The 21,035-nt window shown below is 72.9% G+C and carries 16 protein-coding genes; 6 read left to right on the top strand and 10 right to left on the bottom strand.

All coding sequences use genetic code 11. From position 1 onward, the window contains the following. Window positions 1-83 precede the first annotated feature (83 nt). A complete protein-coding gene (locus tag IH61_RS0125570) occupies window positions 84-1,406 on the top strand; it encodes a D-arabinono-1,4-lactone oxidase (protein WP_031073810.1) in 1,323 nt (440 codons plus the stop codon). Between the two features lie 4 nt (window positions 1,407-1,410). Here the strand turns inward: IH61_RS0125570 and IH61_RS41395 are convergent, their stop codons facing one another. Next, window positions 1,411-2,232: a hypothetical protein gene (locus IH61_RS41395; protein WP_051837954.1), complete on the bottom strand. Its 822-nt coding sequence runs from the start codon at window positions 2,230-2,232 to the stop codon at window positions 1,411-1,413. Window positions 2,233-2,750: 518 nt separating this feature from the next. Between IH61_RS41395 and sepH the strand changes: the two genes are divergently transcribed. After that, entirely contained in the window at window positions 2,751-3,833 is a 1,083-nt protein-coding gene (gene sepH / locus IH61_RS0125560; protein ID WP_078911389.1) for a septation protein SepH, read from the top strand. Window positions 3,834-3,927: 94 nt separating this feature from the next. On the opposite strand, the gene IH61_RS0125555 is transcribed toward sepH, so the two are convergent. After that, window positions 3,928-4,803: a sulfurtransferase gene (locus IH61_RS0125555; RefSeq protein WP_107057224.1), complete on the bottom strand. Its 876-nt coding sequence runs from the start codon at window positions 4,801-4,803 to the stop codon at window positions 3,928-3,930. A gap of 177 nt (window positions 4,804-4,980) precedes the next feature. Here IH61_RS0125555 and IH61_RS0125550 point away from each other — a divergent pair, with 177 nt between their 5' ends. Then, complete coding sequence (locus IH61_RS0125550) at window positions 4,981-5,727, top strand: VOC family protein (protein WP_234327330.1); 747 nt, start codon at window positions 4,981-4,983, stop codon at window positions 5,725-5,727. Between the two features lie 55 nt (window positions 5,728-5,782). On the opposite strand, the gene IH61_RS0125545 is transcribed toward IH61_RS0125550, so the two are convergent. The 4 genes from IH61_RS0125545 to IH61_RS0125530 all read right to left on the bottom strand — a co-directional run bounded on the left by IH61_RS0125545 (window position 5,783) and on the right by IH61_RS0125530 (window position 11,303). Further along, window positions 5,783-6,439, bottom strand: a complete 657-nt coding sequence (locus IH61_RS0125545) for a thymidine kinase (protein WP_031073804.1) — start codon at window positions 6,437-6,439, stop codon at window positions 5,783-5,785. Between the two features lie 61 nt (window positions 6,440-6,500). Continuing rightward, window positions 6,501-7,688, bottom strand: coding sequence for an alkaline phosphatase family protein (locus IH61_RS0125540; RefSeq protein WP_031073803.1), 1,188 nt, complete (start codon window positions 7,686-7,688; stop codon window positions 6,501-6,503). Between the two features lie 68 nt (window positions 7,689-7,756). Then, entirely contained in the window at window positions 7,757-8,353 is a 597-nt protein-coding gene (locus tag IH61_RS0125535) for a DUF5998 family protein (RefSeq protein WP_031073802.1), read from the bottom strand. Window positions 8,354-8,447: 94 nt separating this feature from the next. Further along, window positions 8,448-11,303, bottom strand: a complete 2,856-nt coding sequence (locus IH61_RS0125530; RefSeq protein ID WP_031073800.1) for a GNAT family N-acetyltransferase — start codon at window positions 11,301-11,303, stop codon at window positions 8,448-8,450. Window positions 11,304-11,528: 225 nt separating this feature from the next. Between IH61_RS0125530 and IH61_RS0125525 the strand changes: the two genes are divergently transcribed. Then, a complete protein-coding gene (locus IH61_RS0125525) occupies window positions 11,529-11,810 on the top strand; it encodes an HPr family phosphocarrier protein (RefSeq protein WP_031073798.1) in 282 nt (93 codons plus the stop codon). A 70-nt stretch (window positions 11,811-11,880) separates the two neighbouring features. On the opposite strand, the gene IH61_RS0125520 is transcribed toward IH61_RS0125525, so the two are convergent. From IH61_RS0125520 to IH61_RS0125510, 3 genes are all read right to left on the bottom strand, one after another. After that, a complete protein-coding gene (locus IH61_RS0125520) occupies window positions 11,881-13,074 on the bottom strand; it encodes an RtcB family protein (RefSeq protein ID WP_031073797.1) in 1,194 nt (397 codons plus the stop codon). A 318-nt stretch (window positions 13,075-13,392) separates the two neighbouring features. Then, a complete protein-coding gene (locus IH61_RS0125515) occupies window positions 13,393-14,757 on the bottom strand; it encodes a M16 family metallopeptidase (protein ID WP_031073794.1) in 1,365 nt (454 codons plus the stop codon). 20 nt (window positions 14,758-14,777) lie between these two features. Further along, entirely contained in the window at window positions 14,778-16,139 is a 1,362-nt protein-coding gene (locus IH61_RS0125510; protein ID WP_031073792.1) for a M16 family metallopeptidase, read from the bottom strand. A gap of 253 nt (window positions 16,140-16,392) precedes the next feature. On the opposite strand from IH61_RS0125510, the gene IH61_RS0125505 reads away from it, so the two are divergent. Together IH61_RS0125505 and IH61_RS0125500 are read left to right on the top strand one after the other, a co-directional pair. Then, window positions 16,393-18,843: a DNA gyrase/topoisomerase IV subunit A gene (locus IH61_RS0125505; RefSeq protein ID WP_031073790.1), complete on the top strand. Its 2,451-nt coding sequence runs from the start codon at window positions 16,393-16,395 to the stop codon at window positions 18,841-18,843. A gap of 64 nt (window positions 18,844-18,907) precedes the next feature. Further along, complete coding sequence (locus IH61_RS0125500) at window positions 18,908-19,810, top strand: sucrase ferredoxin (RefSeq protein ID WP_031073788.1); 903 nt, start codon at window positions 18,908-18,910, stop codon at window positions 19,808-19,810. Window positions 19,811-19,932: 122 nt separating this feature from the next. Here IH61_RS0125500 and IH61_RS0125495 read toward each other — a convergent pair whose 3' ends face one another. Continuing rightward, complete coding sequence (locus IH61_RS0125495; RefSeq protein WP_031073787.1) at window positions 19,933-21,006, bottom strand: ABC transporter substrate-binding protein; 1,074 nt, start codon at window positions 21,004-21,006, stop codon at window positions 19,933-19,935. Between the last annotated feature and the right edge of the window lie 29 nt (window positions 21,007-21,035).

Raw genomic sequence — 21,035 nt, 5'->3', positions numbered from 1 at the left:
AATCTCGCCCTACCCGTGAGCCCCTACTCATGGGTAGGGCGGACCGCGCCGCCCCCACCCCGCCGGAAATTCGGAGGCCGCGCATGCCCCAGGTCGGTACCGCGAACCCCACCCGCTGGACCAACTGGGCCGGAAACCAGAGCGCCCTGCCGACCCGGACCGCCACCCCCGGCACCCCCGAGGAACTCGCCAAGGAGATCCTGCGCGCCGCCGACCAGGGCCGCACCGTCAAGGCCGTCGGCTCCGGACACTCCTTCACCTCCATCGCCTCCCCCGGTGAGGGGCTGCTGCTGCGCCCCCACGCGCTCACCGCCGTCCGCGAGCTCGACCGCGAGGCCGGCACCGTCACCGTCGAGTCGGGCCTGCCCCTGCACCGCCTCAACCGCCTGCTCGCCGCCGAGGGCCTCTCCCTCACCAACATGGGCGACATCGAGGTCCAGACCGTCGCCGGCGCCACCAGCACCGGCACCCACGGCACCGGGCGCGACTCCGGCTCCCTCGCCGCCCAGATCCGCGCCCTGGAGATCGTCCTCGCCGACGGCAGCGTCCGGCGGTGCTCCCCCACCGAGAACCCCCGGCTCTTCGAGGGCGCCCGGCTCGGCCTCGGCGCCCTCGGCGTGATCACCGCGCTCACCTTCGCCGTCGAACCGGCCTTCCTGCTCACCGCGCACGAGCAGCCGATGCCCTTCGACGAGGTCCTGGAGCGGCTCGACGACCTCACGGCCGTCAACGAGCACTTCGAGTTCTACTGGTTCCCCCACACCGACCGCTGCTCGACCAAGCGCAACAACCGCAGCCAGGGCCCGGCCGCCCCGCTGCCCCGGTTCAAGGAGTGGCTGGAGGACGACTTCCTCTCCAACACCGTCTGGGAGGGCGTCTGCCGCGTCGGCCGCCGCTTCCCCCGCTCCATCCCCGCCATCGCCTCGCTCGCCAGCCGCGCCTGGTCCGAGCGCAGCTTCACCGACACCGCGTACAAGGTGTTCACCAGCCCGCGCAAGGTGCGCTTCGTGGAGATGGAGTACGCCGTCCCCCGCGAGGCCCTCGCCGAGGTGCTGCGCGAGCTCAGGGCCCTCGTCGAGCGCTCCGACTGGAGGATCAGCTTCCCCGTCGAGGTCCGCTTCGCCCCCGCCGACGACCTGTGGCTCTCCACCGCCTCCGGCCGCGACAGCGCCTACATCGCCGTCCACCTCTACCGGGGCACGGCCGACCAGGGCTACTTCACCGGCGTCGAACAGCTGATGGCCGCCCACGGGGGCCGCCCCCACTGGGGCAAGCTGCACACCCGCGACGCCGCCTACCTCGCCGGGGTCTACCCGCACTTCGCCGACTTCACCGCCCTGCGCGACGAGGTCGACCCCCGGCGCGTCTTCGGCAACGACTACCTGCGCCGCGTCCTCGGGGACTGAGGCGTTACGGCGTCACCGGCGCCTGGGAGGCGGCCGCCGACTCGCTCGGCACGGGCGGCTGCGGCGTCGCGGAGCCGGTGGGCCTGCCGCCGCCCGCCGAGGGCGAGGCCCCCGCGGAGGGGGTTGCGCTCGGGCTCGGGCTCACCGAGGGAGAGGCGCCGCCGGAGGGCGTCGCACTCGGAGTCCCGCTCGGCCGGGGCTCCGGCCCGGTCGACGACTGGGCGGACGGCCGCGTCAACGGCTGCGAGACGCCGCCGGACGGGGCGGGGCGGTCCGGCTGCGCGTCCTGCGGCTCCCGGCCCTTGGGCGCCACCGTCCCGCCGAAGGACGTCCCGCTGCCGGACTCGCCGCGAACCGTCGCCGACACCGGCTGACCGGTGGCCACCTCGTACGCCACGATCGGCGTCATCGCCAGCACGAACACCAGGCCCGACACCGCCGCGTACGACTTCCACGTCCACCGCCGGCGCGCCCGCACCACCCGCGGCTCGCTCCACTGCGAGGACACGGCCGGCGGCGCCTCCGCGTCGGGCCGGTCGGCCGGCACCTGACGCAGCGTGTTGAGCGTCTGGTTCGGCCCCCGGTCCACCGCCTCGCGCAGCTGCTCGCCCGTGCGCTTGAAGAGGTGCTGGAACAGCGCACCGCCGGTGGTCGCCCCGATGCTGACCACCGCGGCGCCCAGGATCGTGCCGTACACCCCGAGTTCGGACGCCAACAACGCCCCGGCCACCGTGGCCAGCGCACTCGCCGCGACCTGAGCCACACTCAGATCGATCCGCCTGCGCTCCTTCTTGTCGCCCTCCTCGACGGGGCTCCGCTCCGGCATCGACAATCCCTCGGTCCGTACGACTGTTCTTCGAACAAGCCACTCCATCTTGCCCAAAGAAGGACACAAGGGACGAAAATGCGGTTCTCCGGGTCCGGATTGTGTGAAGATGATCACCGTCCATCCCCCGGTGGTACGCCATCGAAGGCGCACGCTCTTGAGATTCCCGTGAATCGCGGGAGACTTGAGCGGCGAGCCGCCCCTTCGGATGCCACGAATGGAGTACTGTTCGTAAAGCCCGAGCCTTGGGTCGACTTGTCGACTGCGCCTTCACCGGCAGCCTGACGAAGAGCCATGGAACAGGCACGCACGGCGACGCCGGTCCCGGATCGTCGCGGACACTCCGTGTGCGAGGACGGCCGGGACACCCAGGCGCGACGTCGACGGATGACGTGGCAAAAAGGCAACCGTGCCACAGCGGCATGCGCGGGCGTGAGCCCGACACGCCGGGGAACTCAGCAAGGTTGTGGCCAGTCGCGAGCGGGCAGGCCACACTCAGTACGGGAGCAGCGACGCAGGTGACGTCGGCAGGCACCACCCGGGAGGTAACCGTGCCCGAACTGCGGGTTGTGGCCGTCAGCAACGACGGCACACGGCTGGTGCTCAAGGCTGCCGACAGCACGGAGTACACCCTCCCCATCGACGAGCGGCTTCGCGCCGCCATCCGCGGCGACCGGCCGCGCCTCGGCCAGATCGAGATCGAGGTCGAGAGCCACCTCCGCCCCCGGGACATCCAGGCGCGGATACGAGCCGGTGCCTCCGCCGAGGAGGTCGCCCAGGCCGCCGGCATCTCCGTCGACCGGGTCCGCCGCTTCGAGGGCCCCGTTCTCGCCGAGCGCGCCTTCATGGCCGAACGCGCCCGCAAGACCGCCATCCGCCGCAACGGGGAGACCACCGGGCCCCAGCTCGGCGAGGCCGTCGCCGAGCGGCTCGCGCTGCGCGGCGCCGAGAAGGACACCGAGCGCTGGGACTCCTGGCGGCGCGACGACGGCACCTGGGAGGTCATCCTCTCCTACCGGGCCGACGGCGAGGGCCGCAGCGCCTGCTGGACGTACGACCCGCCCCGGCGGCTCGTCCAGCCCAACGACGACGAGGCCCGCGCGCTCATCGGCGAGAACGTCGAGCGCGAGGAGGAGTCGGTCTTCCCGTTCATCCCGCGGATCGCCCGGCTCCCCCAGGACCGGCCGCCCCGCCCGATGATCGACCGGCCCTCCGCCGACCGCATCATGTCGGCCCGTGAGGTCCGCGAGTCGCGCGAGGCCACCGCCGAGTCCCGGGACTCGCTGACCAGCCTGCTCGACGTCGTCCCCGCCTTCCGCGGAGACCTCGCCGTCGGCGGCCCCGCCCCGATCGAACCGGTGCCCGCCGAGGTCGCCGAGGAGACCGAGGAACCCGCGGCCGCTGCCGCCGCACCGGCCGTCGGCGCGGGCTCGGCCTACGCCGACATCCTGATGCCCCGCGCCGTCGCCCCCCACCGGGAGCGCCTGGTCGGCACCACCGACCGGCAGGCCGAGGCGGACGGCGTCCGGCCCGGGCGCCGGGCCACCGTGCCCAGCTGGGACGAGATCGTCTTCGGCAGCCGGCGCAAGAAGCAGGAGTAGCAGCAGAAGCGAAGTGATACGGGGCGCCGACCTGGTCGGCGCCCCGTATCACTTTGTGCACGTCAGGAGATCTGGCCGCAGAGCGGGTCCCCGCTCAGCCCGGCTGGTCCGTCACCGCCACCGGGCGGGACCCGTCGCTCGACCACTCGCTCCACGAGCCCGGGTACAGCGTGGCCTCCACGCCCGCCAGCTCCAGCGCCAGCACCTGGTGCGCGGCCGTCACGCCCGAACCGCAGTACACCGCCGTCGGCCGTTCCCCCACGCCCAGCGCCCGGAAGCGCTCCGCGAGTTCGGCGGCCGGCCGGAAGCGTCCGTCCGGGCCGACGTTCTCCGCCGTCGGGGCCGACACCGCGCCCGGGACGTGCCCGGCCCTCGGGTCCACCGGCTCGACCTCGCCCCGGTAGCGCTCGCCCGAGCGGGCGTCCAGCAGCAGGCCCTCGCGCGCCCAGACCGCCGCGCCGTCCCCGTCCACCGTCGGCATCAGCCCCGGGGCGGGCTTGAAGTCGCCCTCCTGCGGCTGCGGCACCTCGGCCGACACCGGAAGACCCGCCTCCCGCCAGGCCGCGAAGCCGCCGTCCAGCACCCGCACGTCCCGGTGCCCCGCCCAGCGCAGCAGCCACCACGCCCGGGCCGCCGCCATCGAGGCCGCGCCGTCGTACACCACCACCGGACGACCCGCGCTCACCCCGAAGCGGCGCATCGCCGCGCCGAACTCCTCCACGTCCGGCAGCGGATGCCGCCCGCCCCGGCCGGGCGCGCCGGGCGGGGCCGCCAAGTCCCGGTCCAGATCGACGAAGTGGGCGCCGGGCAGATGCCCCGCCGCGTACTCCTCGGCCGCGGTCGGGCCGCCCGGGGCCGCGCCGACCAGCTGGTAGCGCACGTCCAGCAGCACCGGCGGGCGCTCGGAGGCCAGGTCCCGCGCCACATCGGCCGCCGAGACCAGTGGGGAACCGTCGTTGAAGGTGGTCATGGCCGCCATTGTCGCCCAGCCGCCCGCGGCCCGGGAGGCGCCGCCGCACTTTGTGCGCTCTTTGCCGGACTTTCCGCGCGGCCCGAGGGTTGGGCGCGCGCCAGGGTGGAAGCATCACCCTCGCGCGCGAGGATTTCCGCGCGCCAACCACCCGTGAGGAGGCCCGCATTGCCCGCGGTGGAACTCCGACTGGCCCAGGGCACGCCCTGCTGGGTCAGCCTGCTGACCGACGACCTGCCCGGCGCCCGGGCCTTCTACGGCGAGTTGCTCGGCTGGACCTACGTCCCCGGCCCCGGGCAACTCGGCGCCTACGTACGGGCCGAACTCGACGGCGCCCCGGTCGCCGGGCTCGGCGTCGCCAGCGCCACCGGATTCCCGGTGCAGTGGACCACCTACTTCGCCGTCGACGACGCCGACCGCGCCGCCGGACTCGTCCGGGAGTGCGGCGGAACCGTCGCCGTGGGCCCGCTCCAGGCCGAACGCGCCGGACGGATGGCCATCGCCTCCGACGTCTCCGGCGCCGTCTTCGGCCTCTGGCAGGGCGAGGAGCACCCCGGCCGGGAGGCTTCCTCCGCGCCGGGCGGGCCCGCCTGGTCCGAACTGCTCACCCCCGACGCGGACGGCTCCGCCGCCTTCTACGCCGCCGTCCTCGACCGGCCCGTACGGCCCGACGCGGGCGAGAGCGCGCTGATCGTCCACGGCCGGCCCGTCGCCGGGATCCGCCACCACGCCGACCTGCGCGGCCACCCGCCGCGCTGGCGCACCCACTTCGCCGTCCGCGACGCCGCCCTGACGGTCCGCCAGACCATCGACCTGGGCGGACGCGTTCTGGTCGAACCCCACCACACCGCGCGCGGACTCGCCGCCCGGCTGGCCGACCCGCAGGGAGGGCACTTCTCCGTGCTGGAGGTCGGCGTCGGCTAGACCTGTCGGCTCCAACCCGCCGGCTCGAACCTGCCGCCGGCTCAGACCTGCCGGCTCAGACCTGCTGCTCCTCGAAGGGGAGCACGTCCGGGGAGAGCACCGAGGCACGGGCCGTCGCGGCCGTCAGCCGGCGGCGGTGGTGGCGGCGGCACAGCACCTCGTAGCCGACCTCGTCCTCGCTCACCGAGATGTCGCCGATCACCACCTGGGCGCCCTCGACCACCATCACCCCGCCGACCGTACGGGCGTTGTGCGTCGCCCGCGCGCCGCACCAGCACAGCGCCTCGACCTGCAGCACCTCCACCCGGTCGGCCAGCTCGATCAGCCGTTGCGAACCGGGGAACAGCCGGGTGCGGAAGTCCGTGGTGATGCCGAAGGTGTAGACGTCGATGTCGAGTTCGTCCACCACCCGGGCCAGCTGGTCCACCTGCTCGGCGGCGAAGAACTGCGCCTCGTCGCAGATCAGGTAGTCCACCCGGCCGCCCGCCGAGAGCCGGTGCACCACGTGCGCGTGGAAGTCGAAGTCGTCCGTCACCTCCACCGCGTCCGCCCGCAGGCCCAGCCGGCTGGAGATCGTCGCCGCGCCCGCCCGGTCGTTGCGGGTCAGGATCAGGCCCTGCCGGCCGCGCGCGGTGTGGTTGTGGTCCATCTGCAGCGCGAGCGTCGACTTGCCGCAGTCCATCGTGCCCGAGAAGAACACCAGTTCAGCCATGGGTGGAGCAAGGGCCTTTCACATCAAGGGGGTTCGGGCACAGAGGAGTCAAGGGGGCCACTCAGCCGCGGACTTCGAGCAACGGCACGAACTGCTCGACCGGGGTCATCGAGCCGTGCAGACCGATCATCGCGGACTCACCGGGCTCGTTGCGTGAGGCGATGATCGCGATGTCGTCGCGCGCCGCGGCGACCACGTCGCCGATCCGTCCGTACACCCGCGCGTCCACCACCGGGCCGAACCAGCCCGCCGCGATCGCCTCGTCCCGGGTGGCGACCCACATCCGGTCGCCAAGCACCTCGCTCCACACCGTGTGCACGTCGGCCGCCGCGCCCGGCACCGCGTACACGTGGCGGGCCCGGCCCTCGCCGCCCAGCAGGGCGACGCCCGCGCCGAGCTCCCAGTCCTCGTCGAAGTCGATCCGGTCCTCCGGCGCGATGTCGATCATGCCGTGGTCGGCCGTCACGTACATCGCCGAGCGGGGCGGCAGCTGCTCGGCCAGGCGGCGGGCCAGCCGGTCCACCGCGTCCAGCATCATCCGCCACTCGTCGGAGTCCACGCCGAAGCGGTGGCCCGCCCCGTCCAGCTCGCTGACGTAGGTGTACACCAGCGCCCGGTCGTGCTCGGCCAGCCAGGAGGCCGCCAGGTCCATCCGCTCCTCGCCCGTGGTCCGGCCCAGGAACGTGCCGCCGGACAGCGCCACCCTGGTCAGCGGGGTCTGGGCGAACAGCGGCGAGGACACCTGGGCCGTCGCCACGCCCGCCGCGTGCACCTGCTCGAAGACCGTCGGGTACGGCTGCCAGGCGTGCGGATCCGTGTGCGGCTGCCAGCGCAGCTGGTTCATCAGATAGCCCGCGCCCGGAACCGCCACCGTGTAACCGGCCAGCCCGTGCAGGCCCGGCGGGGTGCCCGTGCCGACCGAGGCCAGCGAGGTCGCCGTGGTCGACGGGAACCCGGCCGTCAGCGGACGGCCCGAGCCGCCCAGCGAACTGCCGATCAGCGAGGACAGGAACGGCGCGTACTCGGGGTGGCGCAGCAGCAGATCCCAGCCCAGGCCGTCCACCAGGAACACCACCGCCCGGTCGGCCGGGGCGATCGGAAGCGTCGCGGTGAAGCCGGGCACGCCGAGGCCCGCCGCCACCGAGGGCAGCAGGTCGCACAGCGAACCGCTGCCGTACGGGGGCGCGGGGGCCGTGGCCGGGTCGAGGATCTCGAAGGCGTCGTAGCCGTCGGGGGAAGCGAAGGACATGGAACCGGATTCGTCGCGGCGGGTTCGGAGCGGTGGTCGGGAAGCTCGGGAAGCTCGGGAGGCTTCGATCAGGCCCGCGGGCCGTTGGCGATCGTCGCGTCGGACAGCGCCCGGGCGAACACGAGGGCCTGGGCCACCGTCTCCGGACCGTCCCCGGCCTCGCTCACCCGCAGTGAGAGGTCGTCAGCCGTCGCCGAACCCGTGTACCCGTGGTCCGCGTCGCAGTTCGGGTCCGAGCAGCCCGCCGGCTCCAGGTCCAGCCGCTGCACCGCGCCCCAGCCGATCGTCAGCACCACCTCGCGCGGCAGCGTGCCCGGGGTGTACGTCTCCGGGTTCGCCACCATCCGGCTCACCACCACCGAGCCGATCCGGTCGAGGCGCACGCTCTCCGTCGAGGTCGTCGCGAACGGCACCGCCGGGCTGCCCTCGGCCCCCGACTGCTCGTCGGTGTGGCTCACCACGAACCGCGTCGGGGTCAGCACCAGCACCGTCACGTGCCGGCGCACCTCGTTGGCGTCGAAGGTCGTCTCCTGGTGCACCAGGTAGGAGCTGATCGGCTCGGGGCCCACCGCGGACTCCACCGCTTCGGACACCAGGGCCGGGTAGTAGCCACTGCGCTCGATCGCCGAGCGCAGGTCCTGAGTGGTGGTACCGGTCTTCGCCATAACTCCATCCTGGCATGGTCCGCCGACGAAGCGGGCGGCACGGCGCCGAGCTTCGGACAACAGGCGCCCACGGGCGAGGCGCAACCAAGGAAGGCTACAGCGTGCTCATGGCGCGCGGACCCAGATCGCTGCGGACCGGAAGCGGGGCGATCCGCACCCGCGCCCCCAGGATCGCCAGTCCGTGCGGCGCCACGACCACGGGTTCGAGGTCCACCGAGGCGATCTCCGGCACGTCGTCCACCAGCTGGGAGACCCGCAGCAGCAGTTCCTCCAGGGCGGCGGTCTCCACCGCCTCCGCCCCGCGCCAGCCGAACAGCAGCGGGGCCGCCCGCACCTCCCTGATCAGGGAGGCCACGTCCTGGTCGGTGGCCGGGACCAGCCGGTGCGCGACGTCGCCCAGCAGTTCGGCGGGGGCTCCCGCCAGGCCGAAGGAGAGGATCGCGCCGACGGCCGGGTCCACGGTGGCGCCGATCACGGTGTCCACCCCGCGCGGGGCCAGCCGCTGCACCACCAGCTCGGCCTGCGGGGCGCCGCCGAGCAGGGCGTCCAGCTCGCGGTGGGCGCGGCGCAGGCCCGTCTCCCCGGTGAGGTCCAGGCGGACGCTGCCCAGGTCGGGGCGGTGGCGCAGGTGCGGGGCGGTGGCCTTGAGGGCCACCGGGTAGCCGAGCTTCTCGGCGGCCCGGACGGCCGTCTCCTCGTCGGGGGCCGGCAGGGTCGGGGAGACGTCGATGCCGTAGCAGTCCAGCAGGGCGCGAGCCTCGGCGTCGGGCAGGGTGATCCGGGCGCCGCCGGGCTGGGTGCGGGCGGCAACAGCGGCGCGGGTGTTCAGTGACGCCTCGACCAGGGCGCGGGCGGCCGGCTCGTCGATCCGGTCCAGCTCGGGGACGCGGGCCGTCTCCTCCGCCTCGGCCGTGCGGCGGCGCCACTGGGCGTAGTGGACGGCGTGGGCGAGGGCTCCCACCGCGCGCTCGGGCGCCGCGAAGGCGGGGATGCCGCCCTCGCGAAGGCGCACCGGCAGGTCGGTGAGCGCCAGGTGGGCCAGCAGCAGCGGCTTACCCGACTCGCGGGCGCGGACGCCCGCCTCCAGCAGGGCGGCGGCGATCTCCGGATCGTCCGAGCCCATCTCCGGATCGTCGGGGCCGGTGAGGCGTCCGCCCATGAAGGCGTGGGCGGAGGTGCCGATCGGCGGGATGGCGACGGCGATCACCGCGTCCACGGCCGGGTCGGCGAGGGCGGTGTCCAGGGCGATGCGGAAGTTCTCGCCGGTGGCGGCGGTGGTGAGGTCGACGGGGGTGCGGGGGCGCAGGCCCGCGCTCAGGCAGGCGTCGTAGGTGAGCAGGCCCAGCGAGTCGGAGTTGCCGACCACGGCGACGCGGTCCCCCGGGGGCAGCGGCTGCTGGGCGAGCATCTCGCCCGTGTCGTACAGCTCGGTGATCGTCGCGACCCGGATGACGCCGGCCTGCTCGAACAGCGCGTCCACGGTCGCGTCGTGCAGGCCCGTCGCGGTGGCGGGGACGGCGTGGCCGGGCGGCAGGCTGCCCGTGTGCCGGGCGCCCTTGACCACCACGACCGGCTTGACGGCGGCCAGGCGGCGGGCGATCCGGGTGAACTTGCGGGGGTTGCCGAAGGACTCCAGGTAGAGGAGGACCACCTCGGTGGCCTCGTCCTCCGCCCAGTACTGGAGGAAGTCGTTGCCGGAGACGTCGGAGCGGTTGCCGACCGAGGCGAAGGAGGAGACGCCGAGACCCTTCCTGTGGGCGGCCTCCAGCAGGGCCACGCCGATCGCGCCGGACTGGCAGAAGATGCCGAAGCCGCCGCGCTCGGGCAGGTGCGGGGCGAGCGAGGCGTTCAGCGGGTGGTCCGGGTCGGTGTTGATCAGGCCGAAGGCGTTCGGACCGATCACCCGCATGCCCGCGGCCCGGGCCTGGCGGACCAGGGCGCGCTGGCGGTCGCGGCCCTCGAGGCCGGTCTCGGCGTAGCCGGCCGTCACCACCACCAGACCCTGCACGCCGTGCGCGCCGCACTCGGCGACGGCCGCCGGGACGGCGCCCTCGGGGACGGTGATCACCGCGAGGTCGACCGGGCCGGGGATCTCCAGGATCGAGCGGTGGACCGGGACGCCGTCCAGCTCGGTGCCCTCGGGGGCGTTGCGGTTCACCGCGTGGACGGCGCGGGCGAGCTCTGTTGCCTCTGTTGGTTCTTTCGGCTCTGCGGGCTCCCCCGCGAACCCTCCCAGCAGGTCGCGCAGGATCGCCCGGCCGACGGTCTGCGGGTTGCGGGAGACGCCGATCACCGCCACCGAGCGCGGGGTCAGCAGCCGCTGCACCGAGCGGGCCTCGGCGCGGTGCTCGCGGGCGCGCATCACGGCCAGGGAGCGCTCGGTCTGTTCGAGGTCGAACTCCAGGTGCACCACGCCGTCGGCGAAGCTGCGGTGCTGGGTGTACCCGGCGTCGGTGAAGACCTTCACCATCTTCCGGTTCTCCGGCAGCACCTCGGCCTGGAAGCGGCGGATGCCGCGCTCCTGCGCGACGGCGGCGATGTGCTCCAGCAGGGCGGAGGCCACGCCCCGGCCCTGGTGGGCGTCCTGCACCAGGAACGCCACCTCGGCGTCGGTGCCGGTGTCGGAGGGGCGGCCCTCGGCGTCGATCCGGTCGTAGCGGACGGTGGCGATGAAGCGGTCCCGGACAACGACGGCGAGGCCGACGCGGTTCACGAAGTCGTGGTGGGTGAAGCGGCGGACGTCCTTGTCGGACAGCCGGGGGTAGGGGGCGAAGAAGCGGAAGTACTTGGACTGTTCCGAGACCTGCTCGTAGAACTCCACCAGGCGCCCGGCGTCACCGGGGGTGATCGGCCTGATGCGGGCCGTACCCCCGTCGCGCAGCAGGATGTCGGCTTCCCAGTGCTGCGGATAGTCCGGCTGGTCGGGGTGCGCTGCCGCGGAGTCGTCCACGATCGTCAGGTTATCCGGCGGCGAGCCGGATGGCGCAGGGCGTGCTCCCACGGCAGGGTGAACAGGGCCCGCGACCGGGCCTTATGCCCCGAAAAGAAACAATCACAACTACCGAACGCGGCGGCTCGAAGGGGCTGCCTGCGTGCAACACTGGTCTAGACAACATGGCCGTTTCCCCCGCTCCCGAGCACGGCCGTGACCAGCTTCACCGGAAAGGCACGTCTCATGGCCGAGCGCCGCGTCACCATCGGTTGGGCCGAGGGCCTGCACGCCCGTCCCGCCTCCGTCTTCGTCCGGGCCGTCACGGCCACCGGCGTGCCGATCACCATCGCCAAGCCGGGCGGCAACCCGGTCAACGCCGCCTCCATGCTCGGCCTCCTCGCCCTGGGCGCCCAGGGCGGCGACGAGGTCATCCTCGCCTCCGACGCCGACAACGCCGACGAGGCTCTCGACCGCCTCGCCAAGCTCGTGTCGGAGGGCCTCGACGAACTCCCCGCCGCCGCCTGAGCCCCGCAGCACCGCACATCCGACAGGGGTGTCGCCCACAGCACGTGGGTGACACCCCTGTCGGCGTTCGTCAGCCCTTCACGCAGACGACCTGCTTGAGGTGCGCGACCACCTCGACCAGGTCCTTCTGCTGCGCGATGACCTTCTCGATGGACTTGTAGGCGCCCGGGATCTCGTCCACGACACCGCTGTCCTTGCGGCACTCCACGCCCTTGGTCTGCTCGGCCAGGTCCTGGGCGGTGAACCGCTTCTTCGCGGCGGTCCGGCTCATCTTGCGGCCGGCGCCGTGGGAGGCGGAGTTGAACGCCGTCTCGTTTCCGAGACCGCGGACGATGTAGGAGCCCGTCCCCATCGAGCCGGGGATGATCCCGAAGTCGCCCCGGCCGGCCCGGATCGCGCCCTTGCGGGTCACGAGCAGGTCCACTCCGTCGTACGTCTCCTCCGCCACGTAGTTGTGGTGGCAGCTGATGACCTCGTCGAAGGTGACCTTCGCCCTGGCGAACTCACGACGGACGACGCCCTGGAAGAGCGCCATCATCAGGGCCCGGTTGTGCTTGGCGTACTCCTGGGCCCAGAAGAGGTCCTCGCGGTAGGCGGCCATCTGCGGGGTGTCCGCGATGAAGACCGCGAGGTCCCGGTCGACCAGGCCCTGGTTGTGCGGCAGCGACCGGGCGACGCCCATGTGGTGCTCCGCCAGTTCCTTGCCGATGTTGCGCGATCCGGAGTGCAGCATCAGCCACACAACACCGGTGGAATCCACACACAGTTCGATGAAGTGATTTCCTCCACCGAGCGTGGCCATCTGCTGCATCGCCCGCTCGCGGCGCCACTTGACCTCCTCCGCCACCCCGTCGAAGCGCTGCCAGAAGTCGTCCCAGCCCGACGCGCGGAAACCGTGCAGCTTCGTCGGGTCGACCGGGTCGGTGTGCAGGCCGCGGCCGACCGGGATGGCCTGCTCGATCTTGGAGCGCAGGCGGGAGAGGTCGTCGGGGAGGTCCTTGGCGGTGAGGGAGGTCTTCACCGCGCTCATGCCGCAGCCGATGTCGACGCCGACCGCCGCCGGGCAGACCGCGCCGTTCATGGCGATGACGGAGCCGACCGTGGCGCCCTTGCCCAGGTGGACGTCGGGCATCACGGCGAGGCCGTGCAGCCAGGGCAGGGCGCTGATGTTGCGCAGCTGCTGCATGGCCGCGCCCTCGACCGTCGCGGGGTCCGTCCACATCCGGATGGGGACGCGGATGCCGGGTACTTCGGTGTACGTCATGGTGGAACGACCTCCATGGGTCGGGGTGGAGCTGAGGAGAGAGTGCCGCGCGCAGAATCCCGGTGCGGCTCGGGGAAGTTCGGGGGTGGGCGCGCTCAGGCGGCCGGGGCGGAACAGGGGAGGAACGGCCTTGGGGAGCGTTGTTCGGTTCGCTCGACCCGCATGGTGACCGCCTCCCTTCATTGTATCCGCGGCGCTCGCACGTTCTGTGCGTCGGGGAACATCTATCCATGGAACGCCGGGCACCCGCAACGGATTTACAGACGCGTCCGGCCCGGCGGAGCGGGTGCTCCACCGGGCCGGGGACGAACGGCGGCGTCAGCTGACGACGGTGACCTCGCCGATGCCGAGCGCCCGCACGTCCTCGGCGATCACGGCGGCGTCGCCGACGAGGACGGTGACGAGGCGGTCCGGCGGGAAGGCGGCGACGACGGCCTCGGTGGCCGCGGCGGTGGGCAGTTCGGCGAGCTGCCGGTAGACCTCGGCCTGGTAGTCGTCGGGCAGGTGCTGCTCGACCTGGTCGGCGAGGGTGCCGGCGACGGAGCCCGCGGTCTCGTACTTGAGCGGCGCGACGCCGACCAGGAACTGCACGGCCTCGTCGCGCTCGGCGTCGGTCAGGCCCTCGGCGGCGAGGGTGCGCAGGATCTTCCAGGTGTCCTCCAGCGCCGGGGCGGTGGAGGCGGTGTCGACGGAGCCGCTGATGGCGAGCAGCGAGCGGCCGTTGCCGTCGGCGGCGGAGCGCAGCGGCTGGGCGAAGGCGCGGACGCCGTAGGTGTAGCCCTTCTCCTCGCGCAGGACGCGGTCGAGGCGGGAGGTGAGGGTGCCGCCGAGGCAGTAGGTGCCGAGGATCTGGGCGGCCCAGACGGGGTCGTGGCGGTCGGGGCCGATGCGGCCGATGAGCAGCTGGGTCTGGACGGAGCCGGGGCGGTCGACGATGACGACGCGGCCGTGGTCGTCGCCGGTGACGGGGGCGAGGGCGGCGGGCCGCGCGTCGGCGGCGGTCCAGGTGCCGAGGGTGTTCTCGAGCAGGGCGGGCAGGTCGGTGCCGGTGAGGTCGCCGACCACGACGACGGTGGTGGTGGCCGGGCGCACGTGGGCCTCGTAGAAGGCGCGGACGGCGGCGCGGTCGATGCTCTTGACGGTGTCGGCGGTGCCGGCCCGGGGGCGGGAGAGGCGGTCGGCGGCGTCGAAGAGCTCGGCGTAGAGGGCCTTGGCGGCGCGCCGGGCGGGGTTGGCCTGCTCGTGGACGATCTCGTCGAGGCGGTTGGCGACGAGGCGCTCGATCTCCTCCTCGGGGAGGGCGGGGGCGCGCAGGGCGTCGGCGAGGAGGGTGAGGCCGCGCTGGAGGCGGGAGGCGGGGACCTCGAGGGAGACGCGCACGCAGGGGTGGTCGGCGTGGGCGTCGAGGGTGGCGCCGGCGCGCTCGAGTTCGGCGGCGAACTGTTCGGCGCTGAGGGTGTCGGTGCCTTCGCTGAGGGCGCGGGCGAGGATGGCGGCGATGCCGTCGAGGCCCTCGGGTTCGGCGGCGAGCGGGGCGTCGAGGAGGACCTCGACGGCGACGAGCTGCTGGCCGGGGCGGTGGCAGTGCAGGACGGTGATGCCGTTGCCGAGGGCGGCGCGCTCGGGGGCGGGGAAGTTCCAGGGGCTGGGGGTTCCCGGCTGCGGCTGGGGGTGGAACGTCATGGCGGGGGCCTGGTCGGTGCTCATACGGCGGCACCCTCCTCGTCGGAAGCGTCGGCGGCGTCGGAAGCGTCGGAAGGGTCGTCGGTCTCGACCGCGGTCGGCTCGTAGACGAGGACGGCCCGGTTGGCCGGGTGGAGGCGGGCCTCGGCGACGGCGCGGACCTCTTCGGCGGTGATGTCGAGGACCTTGGGGAGGGCCTCGTTGACGAGCTTGGGGTCGCCGAACAGGACGGCGTAGCGGCAGAGTTCGTCGGCGCGGCCGGCGACGGTGGTGAGGCTGTCGAGGGATTCGCGCTCGATCTGGGCCTGGGCGCGCTCGAGTTCCTCGGCGGTGGGGCCCTCGGCGGCGAAGCGGGCGAGTTCCTCGTCGACGGCGGCGTCGATCTGGGCGATGGTGGCGTCGCCAGAGGTCTTGACGTCGAGCCAGCCGAGGCTGGGGGCGCCGGCGAGGCGCAACAGGCCGAAGCCGGCGGAGACGGCGGTGCGGTCGCGGCGGACGAGCCGGTTGTAGAGCCGGCTGGATTCGCCGCTGCCGAGGATGGTGAGGGCGAGGTCGGCGGCGTCGGCTTCGCGGGTGCCGTCGTGCGGGAGGCGGTAGGCGGCCATGAGGGCGCGGGAGGGGACGTCCTCGTGGACGAGTTCGCGGATCTCGCGGCCGATGACGGCGGGGAGTTCGCCGGAGCGCGGGGGCTGCTTGCCGTCGTGGGCAGGGATGGTGCCGAAGTACTTCTCGACCCAGGCGATGGTCTGCTCGGGGTCGATGTCGCCGACGACGGACAGGACGGCGTTGTTGGGCGCGTAGTAGGTGCGGAAGAACGCGCGGGCGTCGTCGAGGGTGGCGGCGTCGAGGTCGGCCATGGAGCCGATGGGGGTGTGGTGGTACGGGTGGCCGTCGGGGAAGGAGAGCGCGGTGAGCTTCTCGAAGGCGGTGCCGTAGGGGACGTTGTCGTAGCGCTGGCGGCGCTCGTTCTTGACGACGTCGCGCTGGTTCTCCATCGAGGTCTCGTCGAGGGCGACGAGGAGGGATCCCATGCGGTCGGCCTCGAGCCAGAGGGCGAGCTCGAGCTGGTGGGCGGGCATGGTCTCGAAGTAGTTGGTGCGCTCGAAGCTGGTGGTGCCGTTGAGGGAGCCGCCGGCGCCCTGGACGAGCTCGAAGTGCCCGTTGTTGGAGACGTTGGCGGAGCCCTGGAACATAAGGTGTTCGAAGAGGTGGGCGAGGCCCGTACGGCCCTTGACCTCGTGGCGGGAGCCCACGTCGTACCAGAGGCAGACCGCGGCGACCGGGGTGAGGTGGTCCTCGGAGAGGACGACGCGCAGGCCGTTGGCCAGGCGGTGCTCGGTGATGGCGATGCCTCGCTGGGAGGCGGGGGCCGGGTTGGCCATGCGCTCGGGTCCTTCCCGTCGTCGATGTCGGGGGTTCGTGTGGCGTCCCCCATTGTGGTGCAACGCGCGAGTGGTGCGTTCGTGTCCGCGCGGACGGTGCGTTCGCCAGGGGCGGAAGAGGGCCGCTGGCCGGGTGTGTCCGCGCGAGGGTCCACAATGGGGGCGCCGCGCCCTGTTGACGGGCCGCGGTGGGCCCGGGTGCCGGGCCCGTTTTGGTGACACCGCCAGCGACACGTAAGGGAGCCCCGCCGCGATGGCCCGCCGCAGTTCGCAGACCCCGCCGCCCGGAGACTTCGAGGAGCGCATCCTCGACGTCGACGTCGTGGACGAGATGCAGGGCTCCTTCCTGGAGTACGCCTACTCGGTGATCTACTCGCGTGCGCTGCCGGACGCGCGGGACGGTCTGAAGCCGGTGCACCGGCGCATCCTGTACCAGGCCAACGAGATGGGCCTGCGTCCGGACCGGGCGCACGTGAAGTGCGCGCGCGTGGTGGGCGAGGTGATGGGTCGGCTGCACCCGCACGGTGACGCGTCGATCTACGACTCGGTGGTGCGCATGGCGCAGCCGTTCTCGATGCGGCTGCCACTGATCGACGGGCACGGGAACTTCGGTTCGCTGGGCAACGACGACCCGCCGGCCGCGATGCGGTACACGGAGTCGCGGTTGACGGCGGCGTCGATGGCGATGGTGGAGTCGATCCACGAGGACACCGTCGACTTCGGGCCGAACTACGACGGCAGCGAGCAGGAGCCGTTGGCGCTGCCGGCGGCGTTCCCGAACCTGCTGGTGAACGGTGCGACGGGCATCGCGGTGGGCATGGCGACGAACATGCCGCCGCACAACCTGTCCGAGGTGGTGGCGGCGGCCCGGCACCTGATCAAGCACCCGAGCGCGGACCTGGACACGCTGATGCGGTTCGTGCCGGGGCCGGACCTGCCGACGGGCGGGCGGATCGTGGGCCTGTCGGGCATCCGGGACGCGTACGAGTCGGGGCGCGGCACGTTCAAGATCCGGGCGACGACGTCGGTCGAGAGCGTGTCGGCGCGCCGCAAGGGCATCGTGGTGACGGAGCTGCCGTTCAACGTCGGCCCGGAGAAGGTCATCTCGAAGATCAAGGACCTGGTCAACGCGAAGAAGCTGCAGGGCATCGCGGACGTCAAGGACCTGACGGACCGCGAGCACGGGCTGCGGCTGGTGATCGAGGTGAAGAACGGCTTCGTGCCGGAGGCGCTGCTGGAGCAGCTGTACAAGTTGACGCCGATGGAGGAGACCTTCGGCATCAACAACGTGGCGCTGGTGGACGGTCAGCCGTTGACGCTGGGCCTGAAGGAGCTGCTGGAGGTGTACGTCGACCACCGGTTCACGGTGGTGCGGCGGCGCAGCGACTTCCGTCGGCGCAAGCGCCAGGAGCGGCTGCACCTGGTCGAGGGCCTGTTGGTGGCGCTGGTCGACATCGACGAGGTCATCGCGATCATCCGCTCGAGTGACAACGCCCAGCAGGCCAAGGAGCGCCTGATGGAGCGGTTCTCGCTGTCGGAGACGCAGACGGCGTACATCCTGGACACTCCGCTGCGCCGGTTGACGCGCTTCGACCGGGTGGAGCTGGAGGAGGAGAAGGCGAAGCTGACCTCGGAGATCGCCGAGTTGACGGAGATCCTGGAGTCGGACACGCGGCTGCGCAGTGTGGTGTCCTCCGAACTGGGCGCGGTGTCGAAGCAGTTCGGGACGGAGCGGCGCACGGTGCTGCTGGAGGCGGGGGCTGTGCCGTCGGCGGCGCTGTCGGTGCCGCTGGAGGTGGCGGACGATCCGTGCCGGGTGCTGCTGTCGTCGACGGGTCTGCTGGCGCGTACGGCGGACGGTGAGCCGTTCGAGGTGTCGGAGAAGCGGGCGAAGCACGATGTGATCGTGTCGGCGGTGCCGGCGACGGCGCGGACGGACGTGGGTGTGGTGACGTCGGCGGGCCGGGTGCTGCGGCTGCCGGTGATCGATCTTCCGGCGCTGCCGCCGACTCCGTCGCCGACGTTGGCGGGCGGTGCGGCGGTGGGCGAGTTCCTGCGGCTGGAGGCCGGGGAGCGGGTGCTGGCGCTGACGACGCTGGACGAGTCCTCGCCGGGGCTGGCTCTGGGCACGCTGCAGGGTGTGGTGAAGCGGGTGGTGCCGGAGTGGCCGGCGAACAAGGACGAGTTCGAGGTGATCGCCCTCAAGGAGGGTGACGAGCTGGTGGGTGCGGTGGAGTTGCGCACGGGCGAGGAGGATCTGGTCTTCATCGCCTCGGACGCGCAGCTGCTGCGCTACCCGGCGAGCCAGGTGCGTCCGCAGGGCCGTCCGGCGGGCGGCATGGCGGGGATCAAGCTGTCGGACGGGGCGCGGGTGCTGTCGTTCACGGCGGTGGATCCGGCGGTGGACGCGGTGGTGGTCTCGGTGGCGACGTCCTCGGGGACGCTGTCGGGTGACGAGCAGACCTCGTGGAAGGTGACGCCGTTCGAGCAGTACCCGCGCAAGGGCCGGGCGACGGGCGGGGTGCGCTGCCAGCGGTTCCTGCGCGGTGAGGACGCTCTGGTGTTCGCGTGGGCGGGTGCGGCTCCGGCGCGGGCGGCCTCGGACAAGGGCGCGCCGGTGGACCTGCCGGAGCGTGACCCGCGCCGTGACGGTTCGGGTACGCCGGTGGCGGCGCCGGTCGCGGTGGTGGCCGGCCCGGCGTGAGCGTGACGGGGCCCGCTCCCACGGGGGCGGGCCCCCGCCGGTCGGTGAGGGTAGCCTTACTCCGGTGAGTACCTGTGCGAGCGCTTCGCTCGAACTTTCGGAGCCGTTGGCCGCCACGGCGGCGACGGCGACCACCTGGCTGCTGCTGGAGCAGAACGGCCCCTGGGGCGCGCACGCCCTGGGTGAGAGCCATCTGGACGCGGCGGTGGGCGAGGCCCTGGACGCGGCCTCGGAGGGCACCGGCGTGCGGGTGGCGCTGATCCGCCGGCCCGGCCGGCACGCGGACTGCCTGCCCTCGGCGCGGCACGAGGTGATCGTGGCGCACACGGTGCCGGGCCGGGGCTGGGTGCGCCGGGCGCAGGTGGCGGACCCGGCGGAGCTGCTGGGGCTGGACTTCGCGGCGCTGGGCGCGGGCGACCACGCGGGTTTCGGGGCGGAGCACGTCGGCGGACCGGTGGCCCTGGTGTGCACCAACGGCCGGCGGGACCGCTGCTGCGCGCTGCTGGGCCGTCCGCTGGCGGCGGACCTGGCGGCGGCCGGGCACAGCGAGGTGTGGGAGGTGACGCACCTGGGCGGGCACCGCTTCTCCCCCACGATGCTGGTGCTGCCGTACGGCTACGCGTACGGGCGGCTGACGGCGGAGAGCGCCAAGGAGGTGCTGGCGGCCACGGCGGCCGGGCACGTGGTGCCGCAGTGGTCGCGGGGCTGTTCGGGCTGGGCGCGCCCCGGTCAGGCGGCGGAGCACGCGGTGCGGCTGGCGACGGGCGAGACGGCGGTGGACGTGCTGACGGTGGCTCAGCGCCCGGACGGTGAGGGCCGCTGGCTGGTGTCGGTGGTGCACCGGGACGGCCGGGCGTGGGAGGTGGACGTGATCGAGGCGTTCAGCGAGCCCGCGCGGCCGGAGAGTTGCGGACGGGCGGCGGGGACACCCTCGCGGATGGACGTGCTCTCCGTACGAGGGATCTGAACGTAGGACGGCTCTGAACGCAGGAGAGCCCTGAACGTACGAGGGCTCTGAACGAACGCGGGCTCCGGCCGACTGCGGCCCCGCGCCCGTGGGGGTGGGCGCGGGACCGCGGTGCGGTGGGCTCAGCCGGTGGCCTTGCCCACGAACTCGGTGGTGTAGGTCTTGGCGAGGTCGATCGTCGCCTCCTTGCCCTTGACGTCCGGGTGGAAGGCGGCGAGCACGGCGAGCACGGTCCTGGGGCCGTCGGCGGGCATGACGCCGTCGGTGGTGAACATCGGCAGGGTGGCCTTGATCGCGGCGGCGTACTGGGCGGCGCCGCCCTGCGCGTAGTCGGCGGGCATCTTCGCGGCGATCTCCTCGGGGCTGTGGGTGGACATCCACTTGAGGGTCTTGACGAAGGCGTTGGCGAGTTTCTGGGTGGTGTCCTTGTTCTTCTCCACCCAGTCGATGTTCATGTACAGCGAGGACGAGGGGTAGAGACCGCCGAGCGCCTGGCGGGAGCCCTCGGGGGTGCGCATGTCGTAGAGGACCTTGCCGAGGCCCTTGTCGAGGATGTTCGCGACGGTGGGGTCGGTGGTCATGCCGGCGTCGATGCTGCCCTGTTGGAGGGCGGCGATGAAGGTCTGGCCGGCGCCGACGGCGATGGGGCTGAACTCGCTGACGCTGGTGCCGTTCTTGACGGCGAGGTACTTGGTGAGGAAGTCGGTGGAGGAACCGATGCTGGTGACGCCGAGCTTCCTGCCCTTGAAGTCCGCACCGGACCTGATCGCGTCGGCCTGCTTGGTCGAGACGATCTCGACCTCACCGGGGGCCTGGGAGAACTGGACGACGGACTCGACGTTCTTGCCCTTGGCCTGGAGGTCGATGGTGTGGTCGTAGAAGCCGACGGCGCCCTGGACGTCGCCGGCGAGCAGGGCGGTGGTGGCGTTGACGCCGGCGGGCTCGCTCATCAGCTCGACGTTGACGCCCGCCTCGGCGAAGAAGCCGAGGCGCTGGGTGAGCATGGCGGGCAGGTAGATGACCTTGTCCAGGCCGCCGACCATGATCTTGACGGTGGGGCCGTCGACCTTCTGCCCGGCGGGGGCGGCGGCGCCGTGGGTGGAGGTGGCGGCGTCGTTGGCGCAGGCGGTGAGCGGGACGAGCAGGGCGGCGGCGAGGGCGAGGGCGGCGGCTCTGTTGATCGAGTGGGGGCGCATGGGTGGGGGCCTCTTTTCGGACGTACGGA

The organism is Streptomyces sp. NRRL WC-3742 (assembly GCF_000720635.1).
Lineage (GTDB): Bacteria > Actinomycetota > Actinomycetes > Streptomycetales > Streptomycetaceae > Kitasatospora.
This window is presented reverse-complemented; position numbering and strand designations above follow the sequence as displayed.